The sequence below is a fragment of the Rhodococcus sp. NPDC057297 genome (genome assembly GCF_042667435.1).
Lineage (GTDB): Bacteria > Actinomycetota > Actinomycetes > Mycobacteriales > Mycobacteriaceae > Rhodococcoides.
This window is the reverse complement of the sequence record NZ_JBHUZE010000002.1, coordinates 445,868-467,279: the sequence shown is the minus strand read 5'-3', so window position 1 is coordinate 467,279 and position 21,412 is coordinate 445,868. Positions and strand designations below refer to the sequence as shown.

General features: G+C 62.4%; 18 protein-coding genes. 13 read left to right on the top strand and 5 right to left on the bottom strand.

Going from position 1 to position 21,412, the window contains the following annotated elements; genetic code table 11:
* Positions 1–60 precede the first annotated feature (60 nt).
* A complete protein-coding gene (locus ACFULT_RS08135) occupies positions 61–1,368 on the bottom strand; it encodes an FAD-dependent oxidoreductase (RefSeq protein ID WP_378481159.1) in 1,308 nt (435 codons plus the stop codon).
* A 212-nt stretch (positions 1,369–1,580) separates the two neighbouring features.
* On the opposite strand from ACFULT_RS08135, the gene ACFULT_RS08130 reads away from it, so the two are divergent.
* The 13 genes from ACFULT_RS08130 to ACFULT_RS08070 all read left to right on the top strand — a co-directional run bounded on the left by ACFULT_RS08130 (position 1,581) and on the right by ACFULT_RS08070 (position 15,422).
* Positions 1,581–3,092 (top strand): APC family permease, encoded by a 1,512-nt coding sequence (locus ACFULT_RS08130; protein WP_378481158.1) that lies wholly within the window; start codon positions 1,581–1,583, stop codon positions 3,090–3,092.
* A gap of 82 nt (positions 3,093–3,174) precedes the next feature.
* The gene (locus ACFULT_RS08125; protein WP_378481157.1) at positions 3,175–4,050 is read left to right on the top strand and encodes a Gfo/Idh/MocA family protein; all 876 of its coding nucleotides are present in this window, start codon (positions 3,175–3,177) and stop codon (positions 4,048–4,050) included.
* A gap of 104 nt (positions 4,051–4,154) precedes the next feature.
* Positions 4,155–5,138 (top strand): cyclase family protein, encoded by a 984-nt coding sequence (locus ACFULT_RS08120; RefSeq protein ID WP_378481156.1) that lies wholly within the window; start codon positions 4,155–4,157, stop codon positions 5,136–5,138.
* A complete protein-coding gene (locus ACFULT_RS08115; RefSeq protein WP_378481155.1) occupies positions 5,135–6,028 on the top strand; it encodes a hypothetical protein in 894 nt (297 codons plus the stop codon). Before ACFULT_RS08120 ends, ACFULT_RS08115 begins: the two co-directional genes overlap by 4 nt.
* Positions 6,025–7,032 (top strand): 5-dehydro-2-deoxygluconokinase, encoded by a 1,008-nt coding sequence (gene iolC / locus ACFULT_RS08110; RefSeq protein WP_378481154.1) that lies wholly within the window; start codon positions 6,025–6,027, stop codon positions 7,030–7,032. The genes ACFULT_RS08115 and iolC overlap by 4 nt, the downstream gene beginning before the upstream one ends.
* Positions 7,033–7,101: 69 nt before the next feature.
* Positions 7,102–8,241: a Gfo/Idh/MocA family protein gene (locus tag ACFULT_RS08105; RefSeq protein ID WP_378481153.1), complete on the top strand. Its 1,140-nt coding sequence runs from the start codon at positions 7,102–7,104 to the stop codon at positions 8,239–8,241.
* Positions 8,238–9,242, top strand: a complete 1,005-nt coding sequence (locus tag ACFULT_RS08100; protein WP_378481152.1) for a sugar phosphate isomerase/epimerase family protein — start codon at positions 8,238–8,240, stop codon at positions 9,240–9,242. Before ACFULT_RS08105 ends, ACFULT_RS08100 begins: the two co-directional genes overlap by 4 nt.
* Positions 9,243–9,320: 78 nt before the next feature.
* Positions 9,321–9,533: a hypothetical protein gene (locus tag ACFULT_RS08095; protein ID WP_378481151.1), complete on the top strand. Its 213-nt coding sequence runs from the start codon at positions 9,321–9,323 to the stop codon at positions 9,531–9,533.
* A 157-nt stretch (positions 9,534–9,690) separates the two neighbouring features.
* A complete protein-coding gene (locus tag ACFULT_RS08090; protein ID WP_378481358.1) occupies positions 9,691–10,782 on the top strand; it encodes a Re/Si-specific NAD(P)(+) transhydrogenase subunit alpha in 1,092 nt (363 codons plus the stop codon).
* Positions 10,782–11,111 carry an NAD(P) transhydrogenase subunit alpha gene (locus ACFULT_RS08085; RefSeq protein ID WP_378481150.1) on the top strand — a complete coding sequence of 110 codons (330 nt, stop codon included), beginning with the start codon at positions 10,782–10,784 and terminating at the stop codon, positions 11,109–11,111. The genes ACFULT_RS08090 and ACFULT_RS08085 overlap by 1 nt, the downstream gene beginning before the upstream one ends.
* Positions 11,111–12,553 carry an NAD(P)(+) transhydrogenase (Re/Si-specific) subunit beta gene (locus tag ACFULT_RS08080; protein WP_378481149.1) on the top strand — a complete coding sequence of 481 codons (1,443 nt, stop codon included), beginning with the start codon at positions 11,111–11,113 and terminating at the stop codon, positions 12,551–12,553. The genes ACFULT_RS08085 and ACFULT_RS08080 overlap by 1 nt, the downstream gene beginning before the upstream one ends.
* Before the next feature lie 24 nt (positions 12,554–12,577).
* A complete protein-coding gene (locus tag ACFULT_RS08075) occupies positions 12,578–13,756 on the top strand; it encodes an NADP-dependent malic enzyme (protein ID WP_378481148.1) in 1,179 nt (392 codons plus the stop codon).
* Positions 13,757–14,132: 376 nt separating this feature from the next.
* Positions 14,133–15,422, top strand: a complete 1,290-nt coding sequence (locus tag ACFULT_RS08070) for an MFS transporter (protein WP_378481147.1) — start codon at positions 14,133–14,135, stop codon at positions 15,420–15,422.
* Positions 15,423–15,677: 255 nt separating this feature from the next.
* Here the strand turns inward: ACFULT_RS08070 and ACFULT_RS08065 are convergent, their stop codons facing one another.
* From ACFULT_RS08065 to ACFULT_RS08050, 4 genes are all read right to left on the bottom strand, one after another.
* Positions 15,678–17,177, bottom strand: coding sequence for a N,N-dimethylformamidase beta subunit family domain-containing protein (locus ACFULT_RS08065; protein WP_378481357.1), 1,500 nt, complete (start codon positions 17,175–17,177; stop codon positions 15,678–15,680).
* Positions 17,178–17,364: 187 nt separating this feature from the next.
* Positions 17,365–19,191, bottom strand: coding sequence for an ATP-binding cassette domain-containing protein (locus tag ACFULT_RS08060; protein WP_378481146.1), 1,827 nt, complete (start codon positions 19,189–19,191; stop codon positions 17,365–17,367).
* Positions 19,192–19,208: 17 nt separating this feature from the next.
* Positions 19,209–20,399: a sugar ABC transporter substrate-binding protein gene (locus tag ACFULT_RS08055; RefSeq protein WP_378481145.1), complete on the bottom strand. Its 1,191-nt coding sequence runs from the start codon at positions 20,397–20,399 to the stop codon at positions 19,209–19,211.
* 114 nt (positions 20,400–20,513) lie between these two features.
* Positions 20,514–21,293, bottom strand: a complete 780-nt coding sequence (locus ACFULT_RS08050; RefSeq protein WP_378481144.1) for an SDR family NAD(P)-dependent oxidoreductase — start codon at positions 21,291–21,293, stop codon at positions 20,514–20,516.
* Between the last annotated feature and the right edge of the window lie 119 nt (positions 21,294–21,412).

Here is a 21,412-nt window from a genome sequence, read left to right as displayed (position 1 = left end):
GTGTCCTTTCTTCGGTGGGTTTGTTGTCTCGAGAGTGGTTGCCGGTTCGACAACCGATGACTAGGTGGAACGGGCGAGGTGGTCGGTCATGTCCGACCAGGCTGTGAACTTGCGGCGTACGCGGCCGGGACGTGCGCGTTCGATCTCAGCGCGATCGATCTGCGTCCAGTCGTCGAAAGTGATCGCTGTAGTAGGCAGATCGTCTCGGATGCCTTCCCACCCGTCACGAGAGTCGTTGGTCTGATCCAGGCGCGAAATAACTTGTTGTGCAGCAACCTTGGCCAGCGCGCGGTTCTCGGCGAGGTTTCCCAGAGCTCCGCTCTCGCACCCGCCGACCTTCACCACACGGTCGTGGGCATCATGGTCGAAGTCGCTGGCTGCGTCGACGAAACCCATGGCAGTAACCACTGTGTCGACGTGACGGGTGAACGTCTCCCCCAGCCGATCCGGTTCCGAGGCGGCGGGGTCGTCGTTGAATCGGGTGCGCACGATCGTGCCCTGCCCGTCGGCGTCGATGGCTGTCGGGATCTCTTTGAACCGCACATCGACTCGTACAGTGCGGTCGGTGGGCTGATCCGTCGGCGCGGATCGTGGTTCTAGTTCTCCGTCGAGGTAGACGGTGACTCCGGGTAGGGCGCACAGCTCGGTGAACATCGACGCATCCCATCGCACTCGTTCCTTCGGGCCGCGTGAGAGGAGAGTCAGGTGTTCGATAGCGTCGATTGCCAGCGCTTGTCGCGCGTCGTCGTCGACGTCCGAGCCGTCGAATCCTTCGTCGGATTTGCACAACAGTCGTGCGACATCCATGGCGACGTTCCCGGTTCCGACGATCAAGACCTCGGATCCGAGCGGTGATGGGGTCGTATCGCGTAGGACGCTGTCGGGGTCGCCGTTGAGGAGCCTGAGCAACTGGCCGGCACCGACGACGTTCGCCCCGGCATCGGTCGGCGCGGCAAGCGGGCGGTCGACAGCCAATCCGGTCGCCACCACGACTGCATCGAAATGCTCTTCCAGGGTTGCGAACGGCAGATCCTGTCCCACCCGGACGTTGCCGACGAAACGTACGTTTTCGGCGCCGAACAACCGATCGAATTGCCGGCTGACGTTCTTCATACCCTGGTGATCGGGTGCCACCCCATACCGGAGCAATCCGAACGGCGTCGGACGCACGTCGAAAATCGTGACGTGCACATCCGGTAATGATCGCCGCAGGGCAAGAGCGGTGTAGCACCCGGACGGTCCACAGCCGACGATAGCGACATGACGGGCACCGGGATGCTGGGGGCGAGGTTCGACAGGGTGGTGGCGGTCGAACCGTGGTCGAGCGACATGGCAGTCTCCTGGACAGCGGAGGAATGGCGGCTGCACTGCTAGCAGTGCGATGTGACGCACACTACCCTAACTATCGTTAGTAAGCCAGGTGTGATTCACTGAGTCGCGTAAACAACATGTGACAGAAATCCCGATTGCTCTTCCATAGCTTACGAACGTTAGGTAGCGTGTGTCCATCGCTTAGTGACCTGCGCAACAATCGACAGAACTAGCGAGAGACTCATTCCCCTCCATCTAAGGGATTTACCGTGACCAAAGCTTCCAACCTCCCCCCGGCGGCCGCCGACGGTTCGACCGGGTCGTCCACGCGCCTGTCGGGCAACCTCGGCGCCACGTCGCTGGTCTTGAGCGTGCTCGCGTTCTCGGCGCCAATCGTCACCGTCTCCGGCTACATCGCGTTCGCGATCGGCTTCGTCGGAGAATCTGCTCCCCTCGCCTGGGTCGCCGCCACAATCGGTCTGGCGATCTTCGCAGTCGGTTACACCACCATGACCAGGCACATCAAAAGGCCTGGTGCGTTCTACGCCTACATGAGCGTCGGCTTGGGCAAGACCTTCGGGGTCGGCGGCGCATACCTGGCCACCGTCTCGTACATGATGCTCAACGTCGGCATCTACACCTTCGCCGGCGTCATGATCTCCTCGTCGGTCGAGGGACTAGGTGGCCCGTCGATTCCGTGGTGGGCGTGTACCGCTGCGGGTTGGGTGTTGATCACGGTGCTTGGTCACTTCCAGATCGAGCTGTCGGCTAAGTTCCTCGGCGCAGTCATGGTCCTGGAAGTCATCCTCGTCGCAATCTTCAACGTCTTCGTTCTCGCCAAGGGCGGCGACAGCGGCCTGTCCGCCGCACCGCTGGACCCCACAAACTTCTTCAACAGCGGCACCGGACTCGCTCTGCTGTTCGCCTTCGGCAACTTCGTCGGCTTCGAGGCCACTGCGCTGTACCGCGACGAGGTCCGTGACCCCAGCAGGACTGTTCCGCGCGCTACGTACTTGGCCGTGATCTTGATCGGTGGCTTCTACGCCCTTTCGGCTTACTCGCTCATCATCGCCTACGGTCCCGGCGCCGCAGATCGTGCGAACTCCGAACCGACGTCGATGTTCGACACAGCCTTGGCCACCTACGTCAGCCCCAGCTTGGCCAATATCACCCTGGTGCTCGTCGCGACCTCAGCTCTGGCAGCTGTACTGTCCACCCACAACGTCGTGGCCCGCTACCTACAGAATTTGGGCGCCGACCAAGCGCTTCCCCCATTCCTCGCCGCCGTGCACCCCCAGCACAAGTCGCCGTACCGCGCCTCGGCCGTGAACGCCACCATCGTCGGCATCCTGCTGATCCTGGCCGCCGTGACCATTCCCGACGAGAACCAGATCATCGGCGGCGGCAGCGGCATCGGCACCGCAGGCGTTCTCACCTTGATGGCTCTGGTGAGCTTCGCAGTGTTCCGCTACTTCGCCCGCACCGGCCGTCCCGCGGGGGAAAGCCTGTGGCGCGTCGCGATCGCACCCCTGATCGCCCTGGTCATCCTCGGCACCGTGGTTATCTTCGCAGTCGTCCGCTTCGACCTGCTCGTCGGCGGGGAGCCGGGCCAGAACCTGTGGATGCTGCTCGTCCTCGTCGCCTTCCTCGCCGTCGGATGTGTTGTCGCGCAGTACATCAAGCGCAATCGTCCGCAGGTGTACGCGCGCCTGGGCCGCGCCGAAGGCGACAACCCGACAACCGACCCCACAGGCGAAGCCCAAGCCGAGCAGCTGCATTGAGTCCGCGGACGTCCGGGGCCACCCGGTCGGTCCATTTCAGTGAGAGAGCGTCACCGCAACACGAGAAAGAGGTATTACCATCATGTCAGCAGTACGAGTAGGCCTGGTCGGCGCGGGCCCGTGGGCAAAGATCTTCCACGCACCGATGATCACCGGCGGCCCAGAGACCGAACTGACCGCCACGTGGGCACGCCGACCTGAAGCGGCACAGGAAATCGCCGACGAATTCGGCGGCGCCGTCGCTTCATCGTTCGAGAACCTCCTCGACTCCGTCGACGCGCTGGTGTTCGCAGTCCCCCCGTTCATTCAGGCCGATCTCGCCGCGCAGGCCGCTGCCGCCGGTAAGCCGATGCTGTTGGAGAAGCCCCTCGGTGTCGACCTAGCGGAGGCCGAAAAGCTGGTACAGGCAATCGACGAAGCCGGCGTACCTACCCAGGTCATGTTCACCAACCGATACAGCCCGAAAATTCGTGAATTCTTGGACAAGGCTCGCGAGCAGACTCCGATCGGAGCAATCGGTTACTACATCAACCAGGCAGCACTGCCTGGCGGGACTTTCGCAACGCCGTGGCGACTCGAGAAAGGAAACTTGCTCGATCTCGGTCCACACGTTCTCGACACTCTCGACGCCGCAGTCGGTCCGATCGTCGAGGTCCGCGGCGAGGGTGACCTGAAGCGTTGGTACATCCTCACCGCCACCCACGAGGGCGGCGTGATCAGCCAAGCGCAACTGTCACTGACCAGCCCTGTGGTCGAGGATGTCGCCGGAGTCAAGGTCTACACCGAGCAGGGCGAGCTCTCTTGTGAATTCGTCGGCAAGGACGGAGATCCCGAGGCGCCGAACGTCATTCGACGGGAGTTCGCCGAGGTCGTCAAGTCCGGCAAGTCGCACGACGTGGACGTTCATCGCGCTCTCTACATTCAGCGGTTGCTCGAGCAAGCCGCACCGAAGAACTAGCCCGGCCACCCCTCTGGTTGCGGCGCTCGCAGTCGAGCGCCGCGACCGGGGTGAGATGAGTACACATCAATACCGTTGTCTCGCAGCATGAAAGGACGAGGATCGTGTCGGATCAACCCGAGTTGGACCAGCCGGTCGCAACGACGATCGAAGCATTGCTGGGCCCCGACAGCCCGAAGAACTGGGGCAAGTGGGGTCCGGCCGACGAGGTGGGCAGCCTGAACTATCTCGACGCTGCACAAGTGCTGCGAGGTGTGGCTGCGGTCAGCAGTGGCGAAGTGTTCACTTTGCAGGTTCCTATCGGCGATCCGGAGCGACCCGATCCGGTCTGGCCGGGCCGCGAACCGGCGGTGCGTACCCCCGTCATGGACGAAGGTTTCTTCGCCCGCGGCGAGGAACCGGAACCGAGCGACGGTCATCACTGGGCGGACGACAAGATCGAAATGTTCACCCAAGGCTCGACCCAGTACGACGCGCTCGCCCACTACTGGTACGGCGACCAGGTCTGGAACGGATACCCCGCCGACACCACCGTCGGCGAACTCGAGAAGGCATCGGTGCTCCCGATCGCCGAACGCGGCGTGGTCGGGCGCGGTGTGCTCATCGACATCGCCCGCGCGCGCGGCAAAGAGGTCCTCGACAGCGGCGAACCGATCACACTCGACGATCTGCTCGCGGCCGCGCAGGCACAGAACACGACGATCGAACCACGCGACGTGCTGATCATTCGCACCGGCTGGATCGGCTCCTACTATCGCAGCTCCGGCGACGATTTCTACCGCGACTGGAACGAACCAGGCCTGGTCTACAGCCGTGAGCTCGTCGACTGGTTCCAACGGATGGAAATTCCGAACCTCGTCACCGACACCATCGCCAACGAACTCAGCTTCTACCCCGGTGGACTACAACTGCCGCTGCATTGCGCGCTGATGCGCAATCTCGGCGTCACGTTCACCGAGCTCTGCCAACTCGATGCACTCGCCGACGCCTGTGCAGCCGACAAGCGGTGGAGTTTTCTCTACACCGCAGCCCCCCTGAAGATTTCCGGCGCCAGCGGCGCCCCTGTCAACCCGGTGGTAATTCGATGAACAGCCCAACCCCGACCACTTCCACGACCAGCTCCGCCAACCCCATCGACGTCTTCCGCGACTCACGCGGCCTGTTCACCATGGTCGCCGTCGACCAGCGCGGATCACTGCGGCACATGCTCAGCACCGGCCGCGGCAACGCGGTCGTCACCGACGACGACCTGACCGCATTCAAAGCACAGGTCATCGGCGCAGTCGGCGACGCCGCCAGCGGTGTGCTCCTCGACAGCGACTTCGGCCTCGCCGCCGCGCAGAGCTCACGCTGCCCGGTCATCCTCGCTGCCGACATCCTGTCCTCGAGCGAAGTCGGCGGCCCCGTCGACATCGCCGTCCTCGACGACGCCGTGACCGCCGAGACCGTCGAGCAGTTCGGAGCCAAGGCTCTGAAGTTCCTACTGCCCTGGCACCCTGCGCGCCGCAGCGAAGCCGTCGATCTCGCGCACGCCTTCATGACCCGTTGCCGCGAACTCGGACTGCCCGGTGTCCTCGAAGGAGTCGTCCGCCCCCGCGAAGGCGACACCGTCTCGCCGCAGGGATTCGCCGACGCCCTGATTACCGCAGCGGCCGATCTCGCTGAGACGCATCCCGACCTCTACAAGACCGAGGTCGTCTACGCCGGCGAACACGACCGCGAGCTCGCCACGTCCACCGCGCACGCGATCTCCGAACAGCTGTACTGCCCGTGGGTCGTGCTGTCCTCCGGCGTGAGCGGAGAAAACTTCCCCGACGCCGCGGCTGCTGCCGTCACTGGCGGAGCCAGCGGCTTCCTCGCCGGCCGCGCAGTGTGGAGCGAAGCCACGACAGCGCCGCAGCCAGGCGAGTACCTGAACGCGCATGCCGCGAAAAATCTGCAGAAAATCACCGACCGAGTCTGGGCGACCCAAGCATGAACGCACCGAACAACACCATCCCCGACGTCGTCGCCGTCGGGCGCGTGTGCATCGACATCTACCCCGAGCAGTTCGGCGTCGGTCTCGCCGATATCGAAAGCTTCAGCAAGTCCATCGGAGGAAGCGCCACCAATGTCGCCGTCGCTGTTGCCCAACTGGGCAATTCGGTGCGGTTGGTGACACGTACGGGGGACGATCCTTTCGGGGAGTACGCGCGCGCCGAGATCGGACGCCTCGGCGTCGACAACACCGGAATAAAGCCGGTCCCAGGCTTGCAGTCGGTGATCACGTTCTGCGAAGTCTTCCCACCCGACGACTTCCCGCTCTACATCTACCGCAAGCCCACCGCCCCCGACATGTATGTCGAGGACAGTGACTTGCCCCTCGATCTGATCGAGCAGTCGCCGATCTTCTGGGCAACCGCGACCGGCTTGTCGCGCGAACCCAGCCGCTCGGCGCACTACACCGCATGGCAAGCACGGGGACGCCGGTCGAACACCGTCCTCGACCTCGACTACCGGCCGATGTTCTGGGACAACGAAGACCACGCCCACACCGCCGTATCCGAAGCGCTCGACCACGTCACCATCACGGTCGGCAACCTCGAAGAATGCCGCGTCGCTGTCGGCGAATCCGAACCAGACCGCGCAGCAGACGCACTGCTCGACCGCGGCGTCGAACTCGCAATCGTCAAAATGGGGCCACGCGGCGTCATGGCCCGCACGCGCACCGAACGCGTTGTCTCCGAACCGATCTCGGTCGACGTCGTGAACGGTCTGGGTGCCGGCGACGCGTTCGGCGGCGCGCTGTGCCACGGCCTGATTCACGGCCTGTCGTTGCAGGAAACCTTGGATCTAGCGAATGCAGCCGGTGCGCTGGTAGCGACCCGGCCCCAGTGTTCATTGGCCATGCCGACGCTGGCAGACCTGAACGAATTCGCCTCCCGCACCAAAAAATCGCACCACGAAGAGACCGCGACGGCCGCACACGCGACCACCTCGTAGAACCAATCCGACTTGATTCAAACCTGCCCACGCCCGACCGGGCAGATGCACGTGAAGGAGAACATCGACATGACCGAACTCAAGGTCGCCATCATCGGCGGCGGCGGCTTCATGGGCTACGCCCACAGCCTCGGATGGGCGCTGGCACCGATCACCGCAGACACAGGCGCCACCATTCGTAAAGCTGTTCTCGTCGAAGCCGACGAAGACCGCGCGAAAACGGCTGCGCAACGCCTCAATTGGGAGGACTGGTCCACGGACTGGCGTGAGGTCATCGCCCGCGACGACATCGACATCATCGACATCGTCACTCCCCCAGCCGTTCACGCCGAAATTGCCATCGCCGCACTCGCCGCCGGCAAGCACGTCTTCGTCGAGAAACCCATCAGCAACGACCTCGCCGAAGCGGACCTCATGCAGGCCGCCGCCGAGACCAGCACCGGCGTCAGCCAGGTCGGGTTCAACTACCGCCACGCCGCAGCGATGACGTTCGTCAAGCGCATGCTCGACGACGGCACCCTGGGGCACCCCTTGCAGTTCCGCGCTCACTACACGCAGGACGTCGGTGCACTCGGCCGGGTCCTGAGCGGGTGGCGTGCGAAGAAAGGTGCGGGCGGTTCCGGTGTTACCGGCGACATCGGCTCGCACATCATCGATCTCGCGTCGTACCTCGTCGGGGACATCGATTCCGTCACCGCAATTATCGGCGCCAAGGACCCTGCCGAGAACACCGCGTGGCTGCCCGACGACGAACGCCTTCAGGGCGAGTACCTCGACGATGCCGCCCTGTGGATGGCCAAGTTCAATAACGGCGCCATCGGTTCGTTCGCCTGTACCGTCTATGCCTCCGGACGGAAGAACCGTATGTTCTTCGAGCTCGAATGCACCGGAGGTACGGTCGAATTCGACTGGAACCACTCCGATCACATCAAGCTCAGCCTGGTCAGCGATAACCCCGACCAGCAGGGCTTCCGCACTATCACGTTGAACGAGAACCACGAGGACTACCGCTACCCACTCGGCGGCATGGGTTCGGGCTACGTCGACGACGCGGCGCTGCAATTGCAGAAGTTCGTGCGTGCGATCGTCGACAAGCAGGCCGGGTCCCCCAGCTTCGCCGACGCCACCCGCACCCAGCGCGTCATCTCCGCGGTCATGCAGTCCGCCGACAGCCACCAGTGGGTCACGATCGACGAGGTGACCGCATGAGCCTGAACTTGCGGTGGAGCACCGATATCGTCACCTTCTTCAACCCCACCTACTGGGATCTGCCGGCCGATCTCCCTTACCCCGAGTGGGAGAAGCGCGTCGACGTCGACCCGAAACCCTTTTTCGAGCGCATGCTCGACGGTGCCGCCGCCGCCGGCCTGAGCGGTATCGAACTCGCCCCGGCCCCCGGTGGTTGGGTGAACGCGCTGAACTCCTACGGATCCGCGGCAGCATTCAAGAAAGAGCTCGACGCCCGCAACCTCGTACTCTCGTCGAGCTACGCACTGCCCGTCCACCTCAAAGCTGTCCTGGACGCACCAGACGAGGCAGCCAAACAAGCTGCCCGCCAACAGCTTCACGACGACACTGCCGGGCACGCCGAGTTCCTTCGAGAGGTGGGCTGCCCGACGCTGATCACCAGCACGATCCCCCGCGCCGAATTCTCCGAAATCGAAGGCGTCGACGCACCAGCGGCAGATTTCGACGCACCCACCGACCCAGAACTGATGGGCGAGGTCGCTGAAGAACTGAACGGCATCGGAAACGTCGTATCGCGGTCCGGGCTGCATCTCGCTATCCACACCGATGCGTACTCACTTGCCTCGCGCACCGCCGACATCGATGCCCTGATGGCGCAGACCGATTCCGAGCGGGTCAAGCTGTGCATCGACGCCGGGCACATTGCTCTCGATGGCGGCGACCCGCTGGCTGTCGCGCGCGGACACGCAGACCGTGCTCCGGTCCTGCACTGGAAGGACTGCTCCGTTCACCTCCCACCCCACACGCTCAGCGGACCGCCGATGGTGCGGCACGACGAGATGATCAAGTACTTCCGCGTGATGGGATCTGGCGGTGTCGTCGACTGGCACGAATGGACCCGAATCCTGAAGTCCAAGCAGTGGAGCGGATGGGGCGTCGCCGAAATCGACATGTCTGTGGACCCTCTTCGGGAAATCCGCGAAGGCATCGAATACTACGACAACGAACTTTCGAGTCTCTGAAACCGTTCTATCTCAGGCAGTTTCGATACCGCCGCTGCTGTGGAACTTGTGCCGAACACCGGGGAAAGGTCGACCTCGATGGCGTACGAAGACATCATCATCAACAGGCTGATGCGAGCCTTGGAAGCAAAGGATGCAGCCGAGCGCACAGTTACACGTGCTGAGGGACTCACATCCTGCTCGGACAGCAGCGACGACGACATTCGTCTACTCGAATCGTGGCTCGCGCTGGAGTGCCCACATCCGCGGACGAAACGAAAGCTGTGGCGAATCTTCGGAACTCGCCACTGAAACCAAACCCGGCATCAGCCCGTGGGCTGGACCGAGTCGAGTGCGCGACCACCTGTTAAAGACGATGTGGTCGCGCACTCAGTCGTATCCACAGCCGGACCCCTGTCGAGGCGGGCCGGCATACGAACATCCACAGAAGGATTTGCATGTGAAGGATATGCACGAGACATCCGTCGTCGGTGTGGTCCGTGAGACCGGGGACGGTGAGCGTCGGGTGGCGCTGGTTCCGAAGGTCGTGGCGTCGCTGGTCGGCAAGGGCGTGCACGTGGTGGTCGAGTCGGGCGCCGGTGTTCAGGCCCTGATTCCGGACGAGTTGTACGCGGCGGCAGGCGCGGAGATCGGGGATGCGTGGTCGGCGGATGTCGTGGTCAAGGTCGCACCTCCTACCGATGCGGAGATCGCCAAGTTGTCGTCGGGTTCGACGTTGATCGGATTCTTGGCACCGCGAAACGCGGACAACAAGATCGGCGCGTTGGGCGACGCGGGTGTGCAGGCGTTCGCAGTGGAGGCCATTCCGCGTATTTCGCGTGCCCAGGTGATGGACGCGTTGTCCTCGCAGGCCAACGTTGCCGGCTACAAGGCCGTGTTGGTGGCCGCGTCGGAGTCCACGCGTTTCTTCCCGATGCTCACCACCGCCGCAGGCACGGTCAAGCCGGCAACGGTGCTGATCCTCGGTGTCGGTGTCGCCGGTCTGCAGGCGTTGGCGACGGCGAAGCGTCTCGGCGGCCGCCCGACCGGGTACGACGTGCGTCCCGAGGTGGCCGACCAGGTCCGCTCCGTCGGTGCGCAATGGCTCGATCTCGGTATCGACGCCGCCGGTGAGGGCGGGTACGCCCGTGAACTCACCGACGACGAGCGCGCGCAGCAGCAGCAAGCGCTCGAAGAAGCGATCAAGGGCTTCGACGTCGTCATCACCACCGCGTTGGTGCCGGGACGTCCGGCTCCGCGTCTGGTGACCGCGGCTGCGGTGGAGGGCATGAAGCCCGGCAGTGTCGTGGTCGACCTGGCCGGTGAGACCGGCGGTAACTGCGAGTTGACCGAGCCGGGTCAGACCGTCGTCAAGCACGACGTGACCATCTGCTCGCCGCTGAATCTGCCGGCCACGATGCCCGAGCACGCCAGCGAGCTGTACTCGAAGAACGTTTCCGCCCTGCTCGAGTTGATGCTCGACGAGAACGGCGCGGTCGCGCCGGACTTCTCCGACGAGGTCCTTGCGCAGTCCTGCGTGACAAGGAAGGCAGACGCCTGATGTACACCGCTCTTCTCGCGAACATCGCGATTGTTGTTCTGGCCGGCTTCGTCGGCTTCGCTGTCATCTCGAAGGTTCCGAACACGCTGCACACGCCGCTGATGTCGGGTACCAACGCCATCCACGGCATCGTTGTGTTGGGTGCGTTGATCGTGCTCGGCCGTCTGCCGGAGGATGCGTCGTGGGGTGTGCGGATCATCGCGTTCGTCGCGTTGATCTTCGGCACGCTCAACGTCGTCGGCGGGTTCCTGGTCACCGACCGCATGCTCGGAATGTTCAAGTCCAAGAAGGCACCTGCTGCTGTGGCTGAGAAGGGTGCTGATTCCTGATGAACAACCTGGTCAACATTCTTTACATCGTCGCTTTTGCGATGTTCATCTACGGTCTGATGGGCTTGACGGGTCCGAAGACCGCGGTGCGCGGTAACTGGATCGCCGCTACCGGTATGGGTATTGCCGTCGTCGCGACCCTGATCGAGGTGCGCGATGCGGCTGCGATCAACTGGATTCTGATCGCCGGTGGTCTGCTGATCGGTGTCGTTCTGGGTGTTCCGCCGGCGAAGCGGACGAAGATGACGGCGATGCCGCAGCTGGTGGCTCTGTTCAACGGTGTCGGTGGTGGCACGGTCGCCCTGATTGCGTGGGCGGAGTTCATCGAGACCGACGGTTTCTCGGCGTTCCATCATGGCGAGGAGCCGACGGTGCACATCGTCGTCGGATCGCTGTTCGCCGCGGTGATCGGTTCGGTGTCGTTCTGGGGCTCGTTGGTGGCGTTCGCGAAGCTGCAGGAACTGCTGAACAAGAACGTGGAGAAGGCGTTCGTGAAGAACGCGAAGGCGTTCCAGCTGGCGAACATCGTGTTGCTGGTCGTGGCGGTCGCCATCTCGATCTACATCGGTGTCAATGCCACCCCGGGTGGCGGCACGGCGTGGTGGACGATCGTCGCAGTGTTGATCGCAGCTGGTCTGATGGGTCTGTTCGTGGTGTTTCCGATCGGCGGTGCGGACATGCCCGTCGTCATCTCCCTGCTCAATGCGTTGACCGGTTTGTCGGCGGCGGCTGCTGGTTTGGCGCTCAACAACACGGCGATGATCGTGGCGGGCATGATCGTCGGTGCGTCGGGCACGATTCTGACGAACTTGATGGCGACGGCGATGAACCGCTCGATTCCGGCGATCGTGTTCGGTTCGTTCGGAGGCGGCGGATCCGATGCGGGACCGGGTGCGGATGCGTCCGGTGGCACGGTCAAGTCGACCTCGGCTGCGGATGCGGCGATTCAGATGGCGTACGCGTCGCAGGTCATCGTCGTTCCCGGTTACGGTCTTGCGGTCGCGCAGGCGCAGCACGCGGTCAAGGACATGGCGTCGATCCTCGAGTCCAAGGGTGTCGAGGTCAAGTACGCGATTCACCCTGTTGCCGGTCGTATGCCGGGTCACATGAACGTGCTGTTGGCCGAGGCCGACGTCGAGTACGACGCGATGAAGGAAATGGACGACATCAACGGCGAGTTTGGTCGCACCGATGTCACCATCGTCATCGGCGCCAACGACGTCACCAACCCGGCAGCGCGCAACGATCCGTCGAGCCCGATTCACGGTATGCCGATTCTCAACGTCGACGAATCCCGCTCGGTCATCGTGCTCAAACGCTCGATGTCCTCGGGCTACGCAGGTATCGACAACCCGCTGTTCACCGCGGACCGCACCTCGATGCTGTTCGGCGACGCCAAGAAGTCCGTCAACTCGGTCATCGAAGAACTCAAAGCACTCTAACCACAACGAAGCAAGGAAACCCGTATGACAATCACGACGGCCTCCGTCGCTGACATCCCTGACAGCGAGATCTTCTTCAGCCATCTCGGTGGGAAGCTCTCCGTCGAGCTCGCCGCCCCGCTCGAGACTCAGCGCGATCTGTCCATCGCCTACACACCCGGTGTCGCGCAGGTGTCCCGCGCCATCGCGCAGGACGATGCGCTGGCCAAGCAGTACACCTGGACCGACCGTCTCGTCGCCGTCGTCACCGACGGGTCCGCCGTCCTCGGCCTCGGCGACATCGGCCCGCGCGCATCCCTTCCCGTCATGGAAGGCAAGGCAGCGCTGTTCAAGAACTTCGCCGGACTCAATTCCATCCCGATCGTCCTCGACACAGGCGACGTCGACGAGATCGTCGAGACCATCGTGCGTCTGCGCCACAGCTTCGGCGCGGTCAACCTCGAGGACATCTCGGCCCCGCGCTGCTTCGAGATCGAGCGACGCGTCATCGAGGCACTCGACTGCCCGGTCATGCACGACGATCAGCACGGCACCGCCATCGTCGTCCTTGCCGCGCTCAACGGTGCAGCGAAGGTCCAAGGCCGCGGCACCGCAGGACTGAAGGTCGTCATCTCCGGTGCAGGCGCTGCAGGTGTTGCGTGCGCCAACATTCTTCTCGCTGCCGGAATCTCGGATGTGGTGGTTCTCGATTCGAAGGGCATCGTCTCCTCCGATCGCGGTGACCTGAATACGGTGAAGACCGAACTCGCCGCGCGCACCAACCCGCGCGGCGTCACCGGAACAGCGGCTGATGCGCTCGCCGGAGCCGACGTGTTCCTCGGCGTCTCGGCAGGTCAGATCGACGAAAGTTACATCGCGTCGATGGCGCCGAACTCGATCGTCTTCGCCCTCTCCAACCCGGACCCGGAAATCCACCCGGACCGCGCCGCGCAGTACGCGGCGATCGTCGCGACCGGACGCAGTGACTTCCCGAACCAGATCAACAATGTGCTCGCCTTCCCCGGCGTGTTCAAGGGCGCTCTCGACGCCGGTGCACGCCGCATCACCGAAGGCATGAAGCTCGCCGCTGCCGAGGCTATCCTCTCGGTTCTCGGCGACGAGTTGGCGACGGACAAAATTGTCCCGAGCCCACTCGACCCGCGTGTCGCCCCGGCCGTTGCGGACGCAGTTGCGGCAGCAGCGCGAGCAGAAGGCGTCGCGTAACGAGGACGAATTGAATTGGGTTGCAGCGAGGTCGGAGCGTGCCGGATGCCGTCACACGCTTTGGCCTTGCCGCAACCTACTTCTCGTGTCGTCCCCGTAATTCGCACTAGAAGGCGAGCGTCAGCTTGTGAATCCGGGAGGCGTGATTCCGCCTGGCTTCCGGTGAACACATACTGCGCCCAGACGAATCCGAGCCTGCACGAACGAAATTCGGGTTTTCAAGCTTGAAACGTCTGCGAAACAGATCCTCGATAGGCTAACGTCCGTTCGTAAGCGTGAATTGTCCGAATCGGGCCCACGCGCGTCTCGCTGACGCAACGCATTCCGGGGTTGTGCACCGTCGCGCAACCGACTTCCCAACTATCGAGGATGAACTGTGAGAAAAACCAGAAGCACGCACCCTGCGGTCTCCCGCCGACTCAAATGGTCGCGTCTAGCAACATTTTTCGGGTTCTTTCAATTGGGCGCCGTCATCGTCATGTGGTCGACGAGCACCACGTCGCTTCGGTTCAGCCTCGGTTGGGAAGGCGATGACGGTGACGCGAGCTTCGGCTCACTCGCGTTCGCACTCGGACTGGGCTTCGCTATCGGTTGCGCGATATCGGGGCCGCTGATCGACCGTTGGGGATGCCGCAACGTCGCGATTCCGTCGTTGACGATCTACCCTCTTCTGTACCTGCCCCTGGCATTTCTCGACGGCATGGTTGTACTCCTCGCGTTCGGGTTGCTCGCAGGCACACTGCGCGGATTCGTCGACATCGTCATTAACGTCAACGGGGTTCAGCTCGAGCGCCACTACGGTCGACCAATAATCTCGTCCTTCCACGCCGCCTACCCCGCTGGCGGTTTCCTCTTCGGCTTCGTCGGCAGCGCCTTCGCCCGATCCTTCACCGAGAGCGCAGTAGTCCCCTTCCTGGCTATGGGACTGACGATGTCCATTCTCGGCTACGTATTCGGACGAATGTATCTTCGCCAAGACGAAGAAATCGACGTTCCGGTCGTCGACGCACGTCAGGAAGTCGCCGATCCGGAACCCGCATCCAAGCCGTCTGTCACCAAATACGTAGGCATCTCCGTCATGGTCGGATTCGGTCTCTTGGCCTTCGTCTCCTACCTCGCCGAGAACGCAACCTACGACTGGGGCCAAGAGTTCGTTCGCCGAACCCTCGACACCACCGCCGGGACCGCCGCAATAGCCGTCACGGTGTTCTCCGGCGCACAATTCGTCGGGCGCATGATGGGCGACAGGCTCACCGAACGATTTGGCCAAAAGGGGGTCATGGGTGGCAGCGGGGTCATGGGTGCACTCGGTGCTGCGTGCATGATGACCGCAACCTCCCCGGTGCAAGCACTGGTGGGATTCGGTCTAGTGGGACTCGGGGTATCGTGCATCGTCCCTATCATGCTGTCTGCTGCCGGTCGTATGGACCCACAGAACTCCGGCCGAAACATCGGTCTGGTCAACGCGATCGGCGTGTCAGGAATGTTCGTCGGTCCAGCAGCTATAACCGCTGTCGTGGACACCATGGGTATCGCCTGGATGCCTCTCCTTCCGCTGGTTCTGCTGACGTTCATCGCGATCATCGGTCCTGTTCTTGTTCGCAAAGCACCCCGCTTCACGGCATTCGAAACGCCCGAACAGGCCAAAGAAGCTATCGACAAGTGACTTCGCGTCTCTAGCGAGTACGACGCCGGGATTGGCCGGTGATGCCGGAAGGTGTTCTGTACAGCAAACTCTGGTCGGGAACCGTCGTCGGATGGTCGATTGTTTTCTTGTCCTTCGCACCGTGATCGCAGTATCGGCGATCACGGTGCGATTTTGCTGGTGTTCGAACGCCACCGGGACCTTCAGTCACTGTCAGGTTCTCCGCCGGCGACCTGCGCGGTGTGAACGTGCACTCACACCGCGCAGGTGGATCGGTCACTTCGTGGCGAAGTCGTGGGAAGGGGCTACTCCTCCGAACTTCTCCAGCACATTCCGGGTGATTCTGCGGGCTTCGGGGGATGCGGGGTTCACCGGTCGCGGGGTGGTGTAGATCTCGGTGTAGTCGTTCAAGTCGATGAGCGTGTGCGCCCAATCCGTCACCGGTGCATTGAAAATCTGGCCCTGGCCGCGCTGAGCATGAATCATCGTCACGAATCCGCCCGCCGACGCGACGATGTCGCGGCCTTTGACGCCGGGCGGCATAGACTCCAGGTCGTCGGCGGTGATTTCCCAGTCGCTGCAATCGGCGTAAGCAAGGATGGTCGTGTCGGTGGCCACGTCCGGGCGCAACGGCACCGGCACATCGTGATCGAGCCATTCGACGTCGAGACCGTCGCATTCGAATCCGACGATTTTTTGCCTCTCGCCGAAAACCTGGCCTTTCTCCAGCCCGGTGCCTGCCAAAGCCCAGTGCTCGGGAACACTGACGGTGAAGCCTTTCGGAGGTCTGGGTGGACCATAGAAATTTTCCCACCACCACGCTGCACCGACGGTCGGGACGCGAGCACCGTCCCTGTCGGTGGCGAAGGCCCTCATCTCGGTGCCGATCGTGCTGATGGGTGATCGATTGATCGGGTCGGTCCAGAATTCGACGGTCACGCCGCTGTTGTCGTACCCGGGGTTCTCGTCCGGCGACCGATAAATCGGGTCGAGCGGCTCTCCTCCAGAGAGGTGCGTGGAACGTTTGTAGCATTCGTAGCTGGCGAGGTCATCGGCGTAGCGGATCTGCCAAAAGCACAAGTTGCCACCGAAATATGCTGCATTGCCACCGCGTGCCAGGAACGCATCGACGGCATCGCGCTGAGGACCTGACCAATACTCGTCGTGTCCTACTGTCAGCAGAAGATCGTAGTTCGATAAGTCGACGGCGCCGGAGTGAATATCGATGCCAGTGCAGTAGTCGATGTCGATATTTTCTTGTCGCAGAAATTCGATGAACGGCACCGTGTACTGGAACGCGATCGGCGGGAAAGTATGAATCCGACTACGCCCGGACAACCCAATCCCGGGACGTTGAAACGAGACGATCGGTGTGCGCAGTTCGTAGCTGTCCTCACCGTAGATGTCACCGACGTCGCCCATGTACAGGTTTTGATCGTTCCAGAGATGGTACGCATTCCACGTAGCCACACCCAGCTGAAGCAAAACGCGGTGCTTGTGGTGGCCACCGCGAACGACGAACAAGGCGCATGCGCCTCCGGGCCCACCGGCCGCACGCGGGTTCGGCGACTGCATTGGAAAGGTCCGAGCCGGCTCCGCTTCTGTGGTCATTCGTGCCAGATACAGTCCCGATTTCCAGTCGTGCGCGACAGCGTCACGCACGCGCTCTCCCGGCCATCCACAACCGTGAGAATCGGCGCCGCCCACCGTCGGCGGGCCGGGCTGAGAGGAGGAGTAACGGACGGGGTTTATCGGAGCTCGAGCCTGCCATTGCATGCGGGGATAAAAGCTGGTCCCCTCGTTTCCGACTATCCGATAAATGTCCAGATGCCACGTGTCGTGGCCTCGCGCCGCGGAATGGACAGTAAGTGGTTCACCGGGGGCAACGCTCATCGAGCTGAAGTAGCACGCCGCCCGTTCGTAATCATCGGTCACAGCAAATCCTTTCTTGAATGCGTCGTAGTCAGTTGTGTGCCCGTGGCCGTCCGGACATGAGATCGATCAATTCGTGCTCGGTCAGCGCGTCGACCGGGCCGTCGTGGACTTTCTGACCTCGGGCAAGGACGACGACGCGGTGGCAGATCTTTTTCACAGAAGCCACGTCGTGAGTGACCATCAGAACTGCGGCGCCTTGCCTGGCAGTGGCTTGCGCGAGTCGCAGGACGTTTTCGGTCTGTGTCACCCCCAGTGCGGCGGTCGGTTCGTCGAAGCACACGAGCCGCACGTTGTCACCGATTGCGCGCGCGATCGCCACGGCTTGGCGTTGACCTCCGGACAGGGCATCGACCTGCGTGAGCGGGGAGAACGACCGAGTTGCCAATTTGCTGAGCTTGGCTGCCGTCTCGTTGGTGGCCTGCCGATCATCTCGTATCCTGACTCCGAGCCACCGTCTCGTCGCCTCCTTACCCAGTGCCATGTTGTGGACGATGTTCAGATTGGGGCACAGCGCCAGGTCTTGATAGACCGTCTCGATGCCGACCCGACGGGCGTCGGCGGGTTCGGTGAACTCGACCGGCTTGCCGTCGAGCACAAGCGAGCCCCCACTAGGCTGCACGGCTCCGGAAATGATCTTGGTCAGCGTGCTCTTGCCCGCGCCGTTGTCGCCGAGAAGCGCAACGACCTCCCCCTTGCGAAGGGACATCGAGAGGGGCTCCAATGCCTGCATAGCGCCGTAGCTCTTGCAAACGTCCTTTACCTCGAAGGCGACCTCGCCAGGAGCTTGCGAGTCGGGAGTCAACGGTGCGGAGGCTGCTGCAGTGGTCTTGGTGTTCTGGCCTCCAGCGACTGATGAGGAACTTGGTACCGGCCCACGTGCGGACTTGCGAGCTCGGTGAGCCGTGCTCGCCTGATCTGCTGCCAGTGCCAGTAGGAGAATGGAACCCTTGGCCACTTCCTGCCACCAGTACTGCAAGCCTTCGAACACCAAGCCCGCGTTGAGAACACCGATGGTCAGGACTCCGATGACGATGCCGATCGGTCGTCCGGACCCGCCGTCGAACGCGACGCCGCCCAGAATCACTGCGGTGAGAACGTCGAACGAGAAGTTCGCACCCAGCGCAGGTGATGAGCTGCCCAGCTGTGCGGTGGTAAGAATCGAAGCCAGGCCGATCAGGAGCCCGTTCGCTGTGTAGACCGCCAGGACTGTCCGTCCGACCCGAACGCCGGAACGCTGGGCAGCCAACTTGTCGCCGCCGACTGCGTACAGGCGCATTCCGCCGACCGTGCGGGTGAGGTAGAAGCCGACCAGGATCACGGTCACGACAGCAACGATCGTGGGAATGGGTACCGAGGCCAGACTGCCGCGCCCGATTGCCAAGAACCCGTCGCTGAATCCGAAGATGGACTGGCTGCTCACCACGTACGCGGCGCCCCCATACACGGACATCAGGCCGATCGTCACGATCAACGGACTGATTTTCAGCAGACGAACCAAGGCACCGTTGGTGAAACCAAGGCAGGCACCCACGAGTAGTCCCGCCAGTACGGCTGCGGTCATTCCGGCGTGTACTGCAACGAACGCGACCACCATCGAGATCAGCGCGTACATGCCGCCGATCGATAAATCGATGTGACCGCTGATCAACAGCATCGCCGAACCCATGGCGGCGATGGCGATGCTGGTGATGTTCAACAGAGTCGTTTGTGCATTGTCGAGTGTCAGGAACGAGCTGTGGCGAATGCTGAACAGCACCACGAGTAGTGCGACGACGACGAGAAGCCCGAGTCGTCGTGTATTCGGGCCGGGTGCAATCGTCGAGGGTGTCGTCCGGGCAAGGGAGAGAGCGTTCATGTTCGTTGACCTCTCGTCTACTGGTCGCTGCACGTGGTGGGTGTCCAGGTGTCGGTGAACCACTGATCTCGGGTCTCGTAGGAGATGGAACCGAGGAACGTCAGGTATTTCGAGAGTCGTTCGGGATTTTCGTACGTGCCTTTGAGGTCATTCATGTCGTTCTCGAAGGCGGTGACCGCGGCAGGGGAATCGAGTACCAACGGAACGATGCACATGCCCTGAGGAATTGCCTTGCCGTCGACCCAGTCGGCGGCGTGGCGTGCCATCGAGTACGCCATGATCGCGGGTGATGTACTCACCACAGCTCGGTATGCCGTTCCCTTGGCAATGTTGTCCCGTGGTTCGTTCGACGCGTTCGTTCCGCCGATGAACACCTTGCTCAGATCGCGTCCGCTGGCTTGCATAGCGGCCAAGGCGCCGACTCCGAAATAGTCTTCGCCCAGTACGACGTCGATCTGTGGATCCTTCTGCAGCAAAGTCGCCGTAGTTTCGTACCCTGCCTGACTGTCCTGTGTTGCAGGCTCTACGTCTCCGACGATGTTCGCACCGGGGATATCACCGAGAACGTCTCGAATTGCCTGGTAGCGCGGCCGAACAGATTCCACAGAGTCGATGTTGAGAATTGCTACTGTCGCTTTGCCATTGAGTGAGGTTTCGATGAAATCGCGGGCAGCCAGCGCAAGTGCCTTTCCGATTTCGTATTGAGGTGCGTTGGCTGTCGACGTCGATGGACCCATGACCACTGTCTGGACCGCCATGCCTTGTTCGATGGCCGCGAGCAGACCAGGTTCTTGCGCAGCCGGATCGAGGACGCTCGTCACGATCGAGCCGACACCGGAGGTCCGGAACTGGTCGGTTATCTGCGTATGTCGCTGGGGATCGCCATCGCTTACCGCTGCCTGGAGTTCCATCCCTGTGTCGGCGGCCCCAGCTCGTAGACCGGCGGCGATGTCGTTGTCGTATTCGTTCGTGGTGGACTGCGGAAAGCCAATGCTGCGAGGTAAGCTGGTCGGTTGCCCCTCATCGGCCGATGAGACGAACGGTGGGAGGGTGGATGGCGCCGAAATACCCTCTCCTGAAGCAGAATCGGATGTCGTCCCGGTGCTACACGCCGCCGTCACGAGAATTGCTGCGGTCAGCGAAGCCCATAGCACTCTTCTACCGGTCTTGGTGAGCTCGCCCGGTCGGCGAGTGGATGAATTGTCCATTGTCTGTAGCCCTTCTCTTACGAATGTCTGCCGTCTCGACCGTCCGACAGCGGTGTTTTTCACCCGAAGTGGGTTGTTCGTAGCGGGTGGTGGAGTTTCGTATCTCGTGCGATTTCAGAGCACTTCGAGGCCGCGCTCGGCAGTTGCGGCAGTGAGCCCACCGTCGACGGTCCACACCGCTCCATTGGCGAATGCTGCGAGGTCGCTGGAGAGGAATGCAATGACCTGGGCTATTTCCGTGGGTAGCCCGATTCGCCCCATCGGGTAAATGGCGGACAGTCGTGACTCCACCATGTCCTCGCTGTGGTGGCCGATCCACGATGCCAGACCCATTTCGGTTCGAATGGACCCTGGGCATACAGCGTTGACTCGAATCCTGCCCCCGTATTCCAGTGCGGCGAGTCGGGTCAGATTCGCGACAGCGGCTTTCGACACTGCGTACACACCGGTTCCGAGTTCGGCGCCGAAGCTCATGATCGAACCGAGATTGACAATCGCTCCTTCATACCCCCGCGAGGCGAATTCTTGCGTGAAGAACAGCGGCGCAAACACATTGACTTCGAAGACCTGCCGTGACTCGTCAGGTGTGGTGTCCGAAAGGGTCCGCTGAAGTGCAATTCCAGCGTTGTTGACGAGGATGGCGTCTTTCGGTGCTGATGCCAAGAAATCCAGTGCCCGACTTCGCACCGCGATGTCGGTGACGTCGCCCTCGACGAATGCGTCGGCCGATGTCGAGGTAGGGGTTGTGAGATCGACTCCCACGACTGTTGCACCAGCAGCTTTGAGAACATCGACCGTGGCTGCGCCGATGCCGGACGCGGCGCCGGTCACCAACGCATGCCGTCCCTCGAGGTTGATGATGGTTCGCGAATCTTGTTGAGCAACAGTGCTCATCGATGTCTTCCTTTCTGAGGAGCAGGCTCGGGGCCTACTTCGATCTGTGGTTCGAGTGCATTGGTCAGCGCGTCAATAAACTGGGACCCTGTGGCCGGAAGCTCTTGTCGCCGTCGATG

Bases quoted from the DNA above. Each gene is read 5' to 3' on its own strand.
- ACFULT_RS08125 (WP_378481157.1), top strand. From the start codon at position 3,175: ATGTCAGCAGTACGAGTAGGCCTGGTCGGCGCGGGCCCGTGGGCAAAG.
- ACFULT_RS08115 (WP_378481155.1), top strand. From the start codon at position 5,135: ATGAACAGCCCAACCCCGACCACTTCCACGACCAGCTCCGCCAACCCC.
- iolC (WP_378481154.1), top strand. From the start codon at position 6,025: ATGAACGCACCGAACAACACCATCCCCGACGTCGTCGCCGTCGGGCGC.
- ACFULT_RS08105 (WP_378481153.1), top strand. From the start codon at position 7,102: ATGACCGAACTCAAGGTCGCCATCATCGGCGGCGGCGGCTTCATGGGC.
- ACFULT_RS08100 (WP_378481152.1), top strand. From the start codon at position 8,238: ATGAGCCTGAACTTGCGGTGGAGCACCGATATCGTCACCTTCTTCAAC.
- ACFULT_RS08095 (WP_378481151.1), top strand. From the start codon at position 9,321: ATGGCGTACGAAGACATCATCATCAACAGGCTGATGCGAGCCTTGGAA.
- ACFULT_RS08090 (WP_378481358.1), top strand. From the start codon at position 9,691: ATGCACGAGACATCCGTCGTCGGTGTGGTCCGTGAGACCGGGGACGGT.
- ACFULT_RS08085 (WP_378481150.1), top strand. From the start codon at position 10,782: ATGTACACCGCTCTTCTCGCGAACATCGCGATTGTTGTTCTGGCCGGC.
- ACFULT_RS08080 (WP_378481149.1), top strand. From the start codon at position 11,111: ATGAACAACCTGGTCAACATTCTTTACATCGTCGCTTTTGCGATGTTC.
- ACFULT_RS08075 (WP_378481148.1), top strand. From the start codon at position 12,578: ATGACAATCACGACGGCCTCCGTCGCTGACATCCCTGACAGCGAGATC.
- ACFULT_RS08065 (WP_378481357.1), bottom strand. From the start codon at position 17,177: ATGCAATGGCAGGCTCGAGCTCCGATAAACCCCGTCCGTTACTCCTCC.
- ACFULT_RS08060 (WP_378481146.1), bottom strand. From the start codon at position 19,191: ATGAACGCTCTCTCCCTTGCCCGGACGACACCCTCGACGATTGCACCC.
- ACFULT_RS08055 (WP_378481145.1), bottom strand. From the start codon at position 20,399: ATGGACAATTCATCCACTCGCCGACCGGGCGAGCTCACCAAGACCGGT.
- ACFULT_RS08050 (WP_378481144.1), bottom strand. From the start codon at position 21,293: ATGAGCACTGTTGCTCAACAAGATTCGCGAACCATCATCAACCTCGAG.